At 67.9% G+C, this 12,037-nt stretch carries 11 protein-coding genes and 3 pseudogenes; 6 read left to right on the top strand and 8 right to left on the bottom strand.

What is annotated here, in order from left to right; all coding sequences use genetic code 11:
• Positions 1 to 72, top strand: a 72-nt coding sequence (locus tag ACZ51I_RS29825; RefSeq protein WP_468881993.1) for a cold-shock protein, incomplete at its 5' end; no start/stop codon positions are given.
• A 292-nt stretch (positions 73 to 364) separates the two neighbouring features.
• Here ACZ51I_RS29825 and ACZ51I_RS29820 read toward each other — a convergent pair.
• Both ACZ51I_RS29820 and ACZ51I_RS29815 read right to left on the bottom strand, forming a co-directional pair.
• On the bottom strand, positions 365 to 886 hold the full coding sequence (locus ACZ51I_RS29820) for a hypothetical protein (RefSeq protein WP_468881977.1): 522 nt from the start codon (positions 884 to 886) through the stop codon (positions 365 to 367).
• 344 nt (positions 887 to 1,230) lie between these two features.
• Entirely contained in the window at positions 1,231 to 1,512 is a 282-nt protein-coding gene (locus ACZ51I_RS29815; RefSeq protein ID WP_468881975.1) for a hypothetical protein, read from the bottom strand.
• Between the two features lie 348 nt (positions 1,513 to 1,860).
• Here ACZ51I_RS29815 and tap point away from each other — a divergent pair.
• Positions 1,861 to 3,571, top strand: a pseudogene (tap, locus tag ACZ51I_RS29810) (telomere-associated protein Tap); the annotation flags it as partial.
• Here the strand turns inward: tap and ACZ51I_RS29805 are convergent.
• The 3 genes from ACZ51I_RS29805 to ACZ51I_RS29795 all read right to left on the bottom strand — a co-directional run bounded on the left by ACZ51I_RS29805 (position 3,537) and on the right by ACZ51I_RS29795 (position 5,906).
• Positions 3,537 to 3,761, bottom strand: coding sequence for a hypothetical protein (locus ACZ51I_RS29805; protein ID WP_468881996.1), 225 nt, complete (start codon positions 3,759 to 3,761; stop codon positions 3,537 to 3,539). The pseudogene tap and the gene ACZ51I_RS29805 overlap by 35 nt on opposite strands.
• A gap of 130 nt (positions 3,762 to 3,891) precedes the next feature.
• Positions 3,892 to 4,206 (bottom strand): hypothetical protein, encoded by a 315-nt coding sequence (locus ACZ51I_RS29800; protein WP_468881973.1) that lies wholly within the window; start codon positions 4,204 to 4,206, stop codon positions 3,892 to 3,894.
• Positions 4,207 to 4,694: 488 nt separating this feature from the next.
• Positions 4,695 to 5,906: an endonuclease/exonuclease/phosphatase family protein gene (locus ACZ51I_RS29795; protein ID WP_468881970.1), complete on the bottom strand. Its 1,212-nt coding sequence runs from the start codon at positions 5,904 to 5,906 to the stop codon at positions 4,695 to 4,697.
• Between the two features lie 376 nt (positions 5,907 to 6,282).
• Between ACZ51I_RS29795 and ACZ51I_RS29790 the strand changes: the two are divergent.
• Positions 6,283 to 6,601 (top strand): annotated as a pseudogene (locus ACZ51I_RS29790) (hypothetical protein); the annotation flags it as partial.
• Between the two features lie 690 nt (positions 6,602 to 7,291).
• Here the strand turns inward: ACZ51I_RS29790 and ACZ51I_RS29785 are convergent.
• Complete coding sequence (locus ACZ51I_RS29785) at positions 7,292 to 7,735, bottom strand: MarR family winged helix-turn-helix transcriptional regulator (protein WP_468881967.1); 444 nt, start codon at positions 7,733 to 7,735, stop codon at positions 7,292 to 7,294.
• A gap of 89 nt (positions 7,736 to 7,824) precedes the next feature.
• Between ACZ51I_RS29785 and ACZ51I_RS29780 the strand changes: the two genes are divergently transcribed.
• Positions 7,825 to 8,748 (top strand): quinone oxidoreductase family protein, encoded by a 924-nt coding sequence (locus ACZ51I_RS29780; protein ID WP_468881964.1) that lies wholly within the window; start codon positions 7,825 to 7,827, stop codon positions 8,746 to 8,748.
• Here ACZ51I_RS29780 and ACZ51I_RS29775 read toward each other — a convergent pair.
• The gene (locus ACZ51I_RS29775; RefSeq protein ID WP_468881961.1) at positions 8,702 to 9,127 is read right to left on the bottom strand and encodes a DUF6207 family protein; all 426 of its coding nucleotides are present in this window, start codon (positions 9,125 to 9,127) and stop codon (positions 8,702 to 8,704) included. The genes ACZ51I_RS29780 and ACZ51I_RS29775 overlap by 47 nt on opposite strands.
• A 24-nt stretch (positions 9,128 to 9,151) precedes the next feature.
• On the opposite strand from ACZ51I_RS29775, the pseudogene ACZ51I_RS29770 reads away from it, so the two are divergent.
• Positions 9,152 to 9,418: pseudogene (locus tag ACZ51I_RS29770) on the top strand (IS5 family transposase); the annotation flags it as partial.
• Positions 9,419 to 9,498: 80 nt separating this feature from the next.
• Here ACZ51I_RS29770 and ACZ51I_RS29765 read toward each other — a convergent pair.
• Positions 9,499 to 9,915: an ASCH domain-containing protein gene (locus ACZ51I_RS29765; protein ID WP_307530672.1), complete on the bottom strand. Its 417-nt coding sequence runs from the start codon at positions 9,913 to 9,915 to the stop codon at positions 9,499 to 9,501.
• A gap of 330 nt (positions 9,916 to 10,245) precedes the next feature.
• On the opposite strand from ACZ51I_RS29765, the gene ACZ51I_RS29760 reads away from it, so the two are divergent.
• Complete coding sequence (locus tag ACZ51I_RS29760; RefSeq protein WP_468881958.1) at positions 10,246 to 11,154, top strand: GNAT family N-acetyltransferase; 909 nt, start codon at positions 10,246 to 10,248, stop codon at positions 11,152 to 11,154.
• Positions 11,155 to 12,037: the final 883 nt, after the last annotated feature.

Genomic DNA, 12,037 nt, shown 5'->3' with positions numbered 1-12,037 from the left:
GGCCAGGCCGTCACGTTCGACGTCACCCAGGGCCAGAAGGGCCCCCAGGCGGAGAACATCTCCCTCGCCTGACCCTGACCGCGGGAACCGAGACCCTCGCGGTCTTAGTCCCGGGTCGCCGTATGCAGAAGAGGCCCGCACCCAGACAGGTGCGGGCCTCCGCCGTACGAGGCCTCGGCCGGCTACCGCGCGGTCGACCCGCGCCGGCGGGAGGGCCTAGCCCTGGTCGCCGTCGGCGTACGGCATGAGAAGGCCGGCCGCGCTCGCCGAGCGGGTCTTTCCCGACATCGACCAGGGCCAGGAGGACGCGCCTGCGGCACGAGGCGGCAAGGGGCATCCGAGACCGCGATCGGCCAGACGACCCCTATCCGGCCGGCTGCAGTGCCCAGTAGTGCGGTTCGATGGAGGCCTGCCTCACCACGATGCGGCCGGTCACGCCGGGATCGTCCACGATCTTTCCGTACGAGGGGGAGTGGTCGCCGGGTGTGTGCTCGATGTCGGCCCACACCACGCTGTCGGGTCCGGCGGCGCCGTAGGAGACGGTCCACTCGGTGGACCTGTCACCGCAGCTGTAGACCGACACGCTGTGCTCCGGCATCACCTTCAGGCAGGTGCGCGGGTTCGAGCCCGGCGGGGAGACTTCCATCATTCCGTCGGGGCGGCGCAGCACCTGCCAGTTCGCCGAGGTGGACGCGGTGTCCGTGCAGGCGCCCAGCGACACCACGCCGATGCTCCCGTGTGTCTTGGGCCAGACCAGACACTTGCCGTCCGTGAGAGCCGCGAACCGGTAGACCCCGTCGACGAGCGGGGCGGCGTGGGCGGGTTGCGCGAGTGCTGCGGTGGCCGCGAGCGCGGCGGCCGTGACGGCGAGGACGCGTGAACGCATGGGGTGAGACTCCTCGAACAGCCGTGGTCGATCCGATCACACGGCACAGACGCGGTGGAAGGCAGCTGCCGCCGGAGACGGCGGCGGCACTGATCTTGGAACACCGGCCCCGTCCGGCAGTGGCCCCGCGGCGGCCGCTGTCACCCGTCTGGCCGAGCCGCGTCATCCGATGGCGTGGCTTTGGATGCGGCCTCGCCGACTGCGGCCAGGACACCCATGAACTCGGGCTGATCAGCCGCGCGAGGTGATCATCGCGCTATGAGGCCAGGTGGGCCGGGGTATACACGGGAGCCTGTCCTCGCGCACGCCACCGCCCGTCCTGCCTGCCGGGGCGCCGGCGCTGTTCAAATGCCGACGAACGGGTCGAGGTGTGCCTCTTCCAGAAGTTCGGTCATCGAGAGTTCCTGTGCTACGGCCTGCAAGATGCCGTATTCCTCCTGGGTAATACGTACGCCGAAGAATCGGATGATGTGGCAAAAGTCGTCCAAGGCCAGTTCGGGCTCAGCGTTTTCGATGGCCCCGGTCGTGGACCGCAAGGCCTCACGTGCTGGGTGAGTGGTTTCCAGCCGGGCTCGTACTGCCGCCACGACGGTTCCGAGGTCGGTGCTCGATGCGTCTTCTCGCATGTTCTTGCCTTCCGTCTGCCGTCTTCTCAATTGGTCTCACCAGAGCCGTGCCCCCGGAACAATGGTGGGTTCCGGGGGCACGGCGTTAGGGGCAGGGGTCAGCTGCTTTGTATCACTGGCTGGGGTTGATGAAGGCGGACAAGGCAGACATCACGCCGACGGGCTTTCCGTCGGGTGCCGCGAAGGTCCGGTAGTACACCGTGACGGTGTACTTGGTCTTCGTCCGGCTGCATATGCACTTCTTCTTCGAGTACGTGTAGGTGATGTCCCACTTGCCTGACAGTGGCGGTGCCCCACTGCCAGGCCCACTTGCCGTTGTCCAGCGCCTTCTTGAGGTCGCTCACCATGCCGGCAACGTCGCGGCGCCCGGCGGCGAAGAAGGCGGCGAAGCCCGCGACCGACCCACGGTTCCCGCACGGTCCGCTGGCCGCGCTGGACGGTGACGGCTCCGCGTACGGCGTCAATGGCCTGGTCCTCGACTGCCCGGCGACCACCGTGGTGAAGCTGGTGGAGTGGACGCTGCGCGAGTCCGGCCTCGGCGCCCCGAAGCTCAACCGCTACGGCGAGGACTCCGACCCGCTGATCGTCCTCGCCGCGTCCGCGGCCGTGAAGCTGGGGCTGCCCGAGCGCCCGGAGGGCCACGAGCAGCGTCGCTCCCTGCGCCTGCCGGAGGACCACCCGGTCGTCAAGGTCGCGAAGGCCAAGTGGCAGCTCACGCAGCGCGGCTTCGGCCCCTGGGCGCGGATCTACCGCAAGGCCCAGGGCCGCGACCGGCAGTGCGTGCAGCTGGCGATCCTGTCGTGGGACGCCCTCGATGAGCGGTCCTGGCCCGGCGTCACGAAGATGGAGCCGGCCGACATCGCCCGCGTCCTCGGCGTCTACGCCCAGCGGGTCATCACCCCGCGCGGCTCCACCGCCGTCTCCGGCCTGGAGCTGATGACCGCGCTGCGCCCGCCGACGAAACCCGAGCGTGACGAGGAGACCGGGAACTGGATCTCCGGCCACAACCCGGGCTCGCTGGGCACGGAGCCGATGGACCCGGCGCCGCCGGAGGCCACCCCGGAGCACCCCGTCGTCGTGAACTCGGGCTGGACCGGCGGGTTCCTTAACCAGGAGGCGTACCAGTGGGTGCGGTCGGTGGACACGCTCTCGGATGAGGAGTGCATGCTGCCCTTCGCGGTCGGCCTGGACCTCAACACCGCGTTCCTCGCAGCTGCGGCCCGCTTGGTCGTCGGCCTGTCCGCCCCGGACCACTTCCAGAACGTGAGGTTCAACCGAAGATCCCCGGCTCGTGGCTGGTCGACCTGTCCCACATCGAGCTGGACCCGCGCCTGCCCTCCCCGTTCACACCGGATGGCACCCGGCCGACGGGTCCGGCCTGGTACCAGACGCACACCGTCGCCTACGCCCAGGAGCTCGGCTACGACGTGCAACCGATCGAGGCGTACCTGCGCCGTGAGACCGGCGCGTACCTCGACCCGTGGCACGACCGGCTCAAGAACGCGTACGCCGACACCCTCGCCGACCTCGGCGTCACCAAGGACCTGACCGACGCGGAGTTCCTCGCGGCGATGGAACGGCACAAGCAGGTCGACCCGGCCCTGGCCGCCGTCCTCGCGGCCATCAAGGCCACGGCGAAGGGCGGGGTCGGCAAGCTCCGCGAGCGCCCGCAGGGCAAGCACTACAAGGAAGGCGAGCGGTGGCCGGCCCTGGAGCGGCCGACCTGGCGCCCCGACATCCGGGCCGCCGTCATCTCCAAGGCCCGGGTCAACATGCACCGCAAGCTCAACAACATGGCGAAGATGACCGGCCTGTACCCGCTGGCCGTGCTGTCCGACTGCGTCGTCTACCCCTTGCCGGGCGCGAGCCCGCTGGACTTCCTTCCGTATGCCGCCCTCGGGCAAGCCGCAGCCGGGCGGGGTTCCGCCTCGGGCCCACGCCAGGCCTGGCGAAGCTCGAGGGCGTCCAGGAGATGCTCTGGGCGATTGGCCTGATGGAGAAGGGCCTGAACCCCGCCCGGCACGTCAAGGGCGGCGACGCCGTCCTTGACGAGGGCGAATATGCGCCCTGGCCACCGACACCACCGCCAGCTTCAGCTCGTCGCCGTTGGGCAGCGTCAGCACCTGGGTGCCGTCGCCGTTCTTGGTGAGGAGCCGGCCGCCGTCCGCGTCGTAGACGTAACTGGTGGTCTTGTCGCCCTCGGCGAGGGTGGAGAGGTAACCCTCGGTGTCCCGGGTGGGGCCCTGCACCTGGGTACCGACGGTGCGGTTGGTGTTGCCGGTCGCGTCGTGCTGGAAGGTGCTGATGAAAGAGCGGAAGGGTCGATACCGAGAACTTCCCCCTCGGCATCGACCCTTCGCGAGTGCGGGCTCGGGGCGCCTACAGCGTCGCCCTCAGCACAGGCGTCCGCAGGAAGTGAATCCGCATGGCCCACTCGAAAAGACACGTGGCCATGACCACGGCATCCGACGGCTCATGCAGCTCCCATCCGCTGGTGAACGGCTTGACCCCAATGACCTCGCCTTGCTCAACGACCTCCTGCCGAAACCCGGAGGGAACGAAGACGACGTCGATCGAATTGCCACGCATAGCGACATAGCGACGGGAGGGCAAGAGCGCCGACCTGGCCGAGAGCCGGAACGTCGCACCATCGACTGTCCCGTCGAGCCCTTCGGCGAGGAGTTTCTGCGTCAAGTACCCAGGAACACCGAGTCTGTCGATGACGATGCGCGGCTCTCCCCTGAGAGAAAGGGTCCACCGCTCCGTACGGTTCGCGATGTCTTCAGGCTTCCTTCTCGGCCCGGACTCGCGGGAGTCTCTCCTTCTGCATAGACATCGGCAAACTCCGCGGGATCAACCCAGCGTGACTGTGGTACCTCTTTCCTTAGCGTCAGGTTTCCCACGCTCCCCCCTCTCAGCCTCTCCACGTTCCCCCCCGCCATCGCTTGGGGAATAGCTTATTCTTTGCCCAACCCAACGACGAAGTCCCGAACTGGTATCTGAAGAGCCCTTGGACTTGACCGCCGAAAGCGGATGCAGGCCGTACTTGGCGGCGTCCAAGCCGGACGTCTTGTGCCCCACGGTCGGCGTCCTGCACGCGCGGCTGACACGAACGAACGGCCCGTGCCGTACGAGGTGCGGCACGGGCCATCGGTCGGGTCACGGCACTCGTCACCGGAAGGTCAGGGTTCGACGGTGACCGTCGACCAACCGCGGTAAAGGGCGTGGTCCGACAGCTTCAGGTAGTGGCCGTTGGAGGCCTTGGCGGCCAGATTCTGGTCGGACGTGATGGACGTGCGCGCGGCATCGTCGAAGTACATCGCGTAGGGAGCGGCGCTGAGCGTCGCGGCTCCGGCGGCCTCGGAGAAGAAGAGGTAGTCGATTTTGCTGTTGCGCAGCTCTGTCGGGGACACGTCGACGACCGTGGACTGGCCGCTCCGGCAGGTCTCTACTTCCTGGGACTTGACGCAGTCCGGGACCGGCTGAGTCCAGAGGGGGGGCTCGGGGCCGTCGGGGTCGCGGTCGTCGGCGGTGTCGGCTTCGAAGAACCGGCCGATGCCGCCGCCCGGCGCGGCGCTGGGGCGGTAGAAGCTGTCCAGGACCGGGGCCTTGTCCGGCTGCGGGACCGCGTTGAAGTCCCCGCCGACCACGACGACCTTGCCGGCGTCGATGTCGTCGTCGAGTTCGGAGGCGAGACGCGCCGCCTGCGTGGTGCGCGCCCGGTGGCCGACGCCGTTGGCGTCGTAGTAGGCGTACAGGTGCGTGCTGCAGCCCTTCACCTTGCCGGGGACACCGTCCAGGGTCACGTCGTGACAGAGGGCGTTGAACGTCCGCGGCAGGGAAAGCGGCTTACCGCTGTTGTCGAGCTGGTGGTTCTCGCCGCCGAGGGAGATCTCCTCCTTCGCGCCCAGCTTCCCACGGGCACCGAGGGCCTGGCCGACCCAGCAGCGCCTGTCGTCGTTGTTCGGGTCGCTGTCCATGTTCACGGAGCAGTCGGACAGACCACAGCTCGGGTAGTTGGTGAGCATGGGCGTGAAACTGAACTCGTAGGTGCCCGCGTACGTGCTCTGGAACCACTCGAACTGCGAGTAGCACACCTCCTGCAGCATGATCAGGTGCGCCGGAAACTTCCCGAACTCCTTCTCGATGAGGTCGAGCCGGTCGGTGCTGCCCCCGTTGCAGTTGCCACCGCACATGTTGAAGGTGATCGCCCGGAGCTGGACCTGGGTTCCGGGCCCCGTCACCCATGTTTCCGCGCCCGCCGTCGTGCGCTTCGTCTCCGTCACTGCCGGGCGGTCGGCCCGCAGCAGGTCCGCCCCGCTCTGGGCCAGACCGGCCATCAGGACGACGGAGAGGGCGACCACGAAGGCCGCCAGTATCCCGCGTATTCTCATCGCTTTCCTTGTCTCGGAATCGGCAAGGCGATGATCTTAAGGGTCGCGTGAACATGTCACGTTCGGTGGGTGCCGGTTAGGCACTGTCCAGCGGCTCATGAGCGGAGCCGTAGCCGGGATCGCTGCTGCGGCGTCTGCGGCGTAAGCCGCACCCGCTCCGCGTCCGTCAGATCACCCCGCCCCATGCCCGGCCTGACAATCGGAGCCCGCCTTGCCGAGACCGTGCTGACCCCGGCCGACGATCCGAAGGGGCCGATCAGGCCAAGGCCGCCCTGAACGCCTGGACCAGATACAACCCCACGGCCGGTGAAGAAGCCATCCTGGACGACGAGCTCGACCGTCGCCTCGCTCAGGTACAGCGCCCGTGACCGAGCCCATGCACATCGTCCTCGACGAGACCGCGCGGGCCGCCGCCGGCACCGGAAACGTTTTCGCCTCCCGCCTCATCCACCGGCCTACGCCGAAACCGGCTGGTACCTCTACGCCGCGCCTGCGTGCTCGTCGAAGCCGACCGGGCCCGCCCCGGCACCGCCGAGCACCTCGCCGACCTGCTCGGCATCACCGTCCTCGACCTCGACCTCCTGGCCGTCCTCGCCGTCGCCCAGCAGGCCACCTGGGCCCGGGCCCACGCCCAGCACGCAGCCCAGCCCACCGCGGACCGGCCGGACGGCGCGATCATCGCCACCATCACCCCTGTCAGCGGCCACGTAATTCCCCACGATCTGCGTGATCAGCTTCTTATAATTCCCCACCCTCGTGGTCACATTTCCCATGGGGGCGGCGGTCGCGGACGGGCCGCCGTGGCGTCGCGAGGGCAGGTCGAACTTTCCTTGTTCGGGTGGTCTGAGCGCGAGTGGTGATCTCTTCGGGTTGCTCCTGGTTCCCCATGGGCATGCCGGAGCCGGGTTGAGGGTCCTGATCATCTCGGAGTCGTAGCCGTTCCCTCGACCTACGGGCCGAGAGGTCGACGGACACACCGAATGGCAAGGAGAACGTTCACGGTGGTCGACATCGGGTGTGAGTAGTTGAGTTACAGGAAGTCCCGGGCAGATTGATCACGGACAGCTAGCACATCTGCCGAGGGCACTGCTGACATTTGGGGAACGGCCGTCGCCCGCATAGATCGCACAGCTCCGACAGGACCTGGCAGCGGCGGTTCGTGGACGCCGAGCTGTGGGCGGGCAAGACCTACCGCGCCTGGACGCGAGCTGTGGACTGTGTCCAGCGGAACTGGCGGAAGCGACGAGGCTGACGCCCAGCCAGATCAACCTCGGGGGTTGTGGCAGAACCTCGGGATCCTGGGCTGACAGCAGCGCTTCGGGGGCAAGGAACCGCCGGGCCCGTGAGTCGGGCCCGGCTGGGCGGACTCGGCTGGCTCTTTCGGATCAGGCCGGGTTCTCCGGTGCTTGGTGGAGTCGGGTCAGCAGGGCCATCAGCTGCTTCTGCTCATCGGGGATGAGTGGTGCCAGCAGCTCGGCATTGGCGGCTTCGGCCAGAGCTGTGCAGCGGTTGAGGACGGCCGTGCCCTCCGGGGTGACGGTGACGGCGTTCTTGCGGCGGTCGGAGGGGTCGGGGGCGCGCAGGACGAGGCCCTCCATCTGGAGGTGGTTGAGGATGCCGACCATGTCCTTGGGGTCGACGGCCAACCGACGGCCCAGCTCGGCCTGGGTGATGGGCCCGTACTCGGCGGTCGCGGCCAGCACCGCGTGATGCATGAGCTTCAGCCCCTCCGCGGCGATCGCGTCGGCGACCATACCCCGGCCACGCGCCGCGACACGGCCGACGAGCCAGGTCGGCAGGGACTGGATGCGCTGGAGGTCCGAGGTCATGTGCTCAGCCTATCCAAAAGTCATTGGACTTCCCAATGACTTTCCCCGTACCGTTGGGGCATCCAATGAAACTGGATCGGGGAGGTCCTGTGCTGCGCATTCGCCATGAGGTCAACGGTGGACCCGAGGTGCTGTTCGCCGAGGAGGTCGACCGACCCGAGGCGGGAGCTGGGGAGGTGTTGATCCGGGTCGAGGCGGTCGGGGTGACCCTGCCCACCGTGCGCAAGGTGCGGGAGGGCGGTGAGCCGATCTCGTTCGGTGGCGAGGTCGCCGGGGAGATCGTCGCCGCAGGTGCGGGAGTCACCGCCTTCGGCGTCGGAGAGCGCGTCACCGGGCTGTGCTTCGCCGACGCCTACGCCGAGTTCGCGGTTCTCAACACCGCCATGACTTCCCGGATCCCGGACAGTGCGACCGCCGTGGAGGCGGTCGCACTGGTCCGCAGCGGGCTGGTGGCGCGCGGTGCCTACGAGGCCGCGCGCATGGAGCCCGGCGAGTCAGTCCTGGTCACGGCGGCGGCGAGCGCAGTTGGCACGCTCGCCCTCCAGTACGCCAAGGCCGGCGGGGCAGCACGCGTCGTCGCCGCCGTCAGCAGCGCCGACAAGGCTGACTTTGTCCGAGGGCTGGGCGCCGACGAGGTCGTCCTGTACGAGGACGTCGACTGGGGTGCTCCGTACGACGTGATTCTCGACGGCGTCGGCGGTGACCTGCTCCGCCCCGCCGTACGGGCCCTGGCGATGGGCGGCCGGCTGGTGGCCTTCAGCTCCGGCGGCGGCACGGTGGAAGCGTACGAACTCCTGGTCCGCGGCGCCTCGATGATCGGCTTCCAGATGCGGGCCATCGCTGTTGGCAAGCCCGACCTCTATGACCGCTGGCTGCGCGAACTCTGGCAGATGCGCGACGCCGGCACCCTGCGCACCGTCGTACACGAGGAGATCCCCCTCGAGGACGCCGCCCGAGCCCACACCCTCATCGAGCAGCGCCGTAACCTCGGCAAGGTCGTCCTTGTCCCCTAAACCGTCGTCTCTCGCGGGCCGGGGGCAGCCGTCTCCGGCTTGCCAGCTCGCTTGAACAATCCCATGCGGCGAAGTCTGCCAGGGCAGTTCCCGGCCGATGACCCGTACCGTACGTATCGCCGCGCTCGCTTCCGCCGCACTTGGCGTGGTCGTCCTGGCCACCCCGAGCCAGGCGGCCTCCACCACCGGCGCGCTGATGATCACCCATGTGCGGCCGAACGCCAGGCTCGCCCGGCGTGCGCCACACCGGCGTGATGCCCGAGGTGGCCCACAGCTGCTGGACACCGTCCATCACAGCGCGAACTGAGTTCTCATCAGCGGCCGAGATGCTCAGGACGACCAGCCCTGGTCCGGCAATGTACTCCTCGTCGATCTCCATACCCCCATCGACGGCTGCGCCGGCTCTCGCGCAAACCGCGCCTACCTGCGCAGACGGGGCGTCCCCTGCACGATCCCGGAGAAGTCCGACCATGTCCGCAACCGCAAGAAGCTCGGCTCCCGAGGCGGCCGACCGCCCAAGTTCGACAAGGCCGACTACAAAGAGCGCCACGCGGTGGAGTGCGGGATCAACCGGCTGAAGCGCCACCGAGCCGTGGCCACGAGATATGACAAACTTGCCGTCCGCTATGAGGCAACAGTGCTGGTCGCAGCCATCAACGAGTGGCTATGACCAACAGCCTTCCCGCCGCCTCTCAAAGCTTGCCCAGCTGATCCTTCCGGACTCTCGTCGTGTCGGATGCCGGCCACCGATCACACGGGCTTGACCACTCGGAAGCGTTCGGCGACGACGAGAGTGTCATCGGTAATGTCGGGGGTGCGACCCAGGAACTCGCTCACGCCATCGCTCTGGAAGAACTCTTCGTGGGCTGCTCGCCACTGTGCAACGTCGGAGTAGCCGCGCCCCTCGGCTCGCGCGAAGTCATCGTCGATTTCCTTCATGGGAACGACCCGCACGTCGACGAGTTCGATCGTGACGGCCGGACGACCCTCGGAATCGAGCACTGAGAACCGCTGGCCGCTCTGCGGCACTGCCTCTCCGGCGTGCTCATAGATCTCCAGGAGGCCTGTGAGCGCGGTCTTCTGACCGCTCAGGATCGCCGCCACGCCACGGTCACGTTCTGGTCCGGGAAAAGCGAGTTCAAGAGTCGGAAGATCGTCATGTCCCATCGGGAGATGGTACGAACCCGGGTCGCGTTGATCAATGGCCGCTTGTCCCGACACCCACAGCAAGCACTTTCGCAACACGCCCTAGTAGGACCCCGGGGGCTTTGAGGGAGCTCTGCATCGTCCCGTGCACCCCTCGTTCACGGGGCGCGGAAATCCGTGGACGGGCCCGCGGAAGATCACGTACGGTGTGGCTTCACGCCCTGAGACGGACGGAAGGAGGCGAGTGCCGTGCAGTTCACACCTTTCCAGCGCTCCCTCTTCCGCTGTCCCGGCGTGGCTCGTCAGTTCTGACCGGGAGCGCTCCAAGCAGCCTGTATCCCGGAGGAATCCATGACCGATACGGTCACCCGCGCGCTCTCCGCGAGCGACGCACATCTTTTCGACGCACACCCCGACCCCCTGGGCGCCCGTGAGGGCCATCGGCGTACCCGGTTCCGCCCAGACTGGAAGCGCATCGCCCTGCGCGACGGCCAGGTCGTCGCACGCGGCGCGTGGTGGGGCGGCCCCGACGACTCGGAGCCCGTCAACATCAACTGGTTCGACGTGGCCGAGGGTGAGGAGGAGGCCGGGGCCGCACTCCTTCGCTCCGCTCCCTGGCAGGTCGAACTCGAGATCAACCTGCCCGGCAACTGGCGGGACGAGCCCGACCTGCGCGCCGGCGCCGAGGCGCGCTTCGCCGCCGCACGAGCCGCAGGGTACGAACTGCTGGTGGAACGCTTCCTGTACCGCTGGACCCCCGAGCGCGGTCTGCCCGAACGGCCCGGACGCCTGCGCTTCAGCGCCGAACCCGACGACACCGTGTTCTTCGACGCGTTGCGCCGCATCCACTCCGCCACCCTGGACGCCCACGCGCTCAGGGCCGCCGAGGAGGGCGGCCTCGACCAGGCCGCCCAGGAGGAACTCGACTTCTTCCACTGGTGCCCCTCCCCGCGGGAATGGTGGCAGACCGCACACACTCCGGAGGGCGACCTGGCCGGCATCCACATCCCGGCCCACAACCCCTCCGGCCCGACGATCGGCTTCATCGGAGTCGTCCCGGAACAGCGCGGTCGCGGCTACGCCTACGACCTCCTCGCGGAATGCACCCACCTCCTCGTCGAGCAGGGCGCTGAGTTCATCAGCGGAGCGACGGACCAGGGCAACCTCCCCATGGCCGCGAACTTTGCCAAGGCCGGCTTCCCCGTCATCCGTGAACGCATCAACTTCCACCCGGCGGACCAAGCGGTCAGCGAGGAGTAGCACGGGGTGAGCGGCCCGGTCCGAGGGCAGGCCCGGACCGCTCGCCAGTGCCCGGCGGCATGCCGGCCGACCGTGTGAACGTGCGGGATCGACACTGTGGAGTGGCCGCCGGCTCGTCGTCGGTCCACACACCGGCGATGGTCAACGGTTGGCCGCGCCCGTTCCCCTGCAGGCCCCACCGGCAAGATCACGATCTACAACTGGAGTACTAACCGACGCGGTCGATCTCGCGGGCGAGCGCGGCTGTGAGGGCGAACTGGCGGACCGCGTGGTGCGCAGCAGAGGGGTTCTCGGTTGGTTCAGTCCCTGAGCGTTGAGTCCCTCGAAAGAACTGCAGGTCAGAGCGCGATTGCCCCTTCGCGAGGGACTGAAGTGACCGAACTTCGCTACTTCCATCCTTCGTGTGCGTGTGCGTATGCGCGGGCGTGAAAGCAGTGCTGGTAACTCTGTGCGGCTCATAACTGCAGATCTGAGTCCCTTCAGTCCCTGCCCCACCCGACCCCCCTGACCAGCGGGTTTCTGCAGTGACTGAACCCACAGCGACCGTCGGTCTGACGGCTCAGCTCAGCCCCTCAAGGCTAGCGGGACGGGGAGCGGGGAAGGGGAGACGTAGGGTCTCCTCGAGTTCAGGGACCTAACTGATCGTTTCAGAATGAGTTCGCTGCTGGGGGTTGGCGGTCGGGCTTGGTGACGGCAGAGTGTTGCGGTTCTCTAGACACGAAAATGTGTCTCAGTCGAGGGTGCTTGCCGACGCCGCATTAGTCGGGAAAGCTGCTGGTCATCTGGGTAGGTGAACACTCGGTGACGGCGTGTACCTCTTCTTCGCAGACCAGCGGAAGGCACTGAGAACAGGGGACGCCCCCGGGCTCGGCCACGAACACCT

This window comes from Streptomyces sp. NPDC034084 (genome assembly GCF_055575535.1).
Note: the sequence above shows the minus strand (reverse complement) of the source record. Positions and strands in the feature narration are given on the sequence as shown.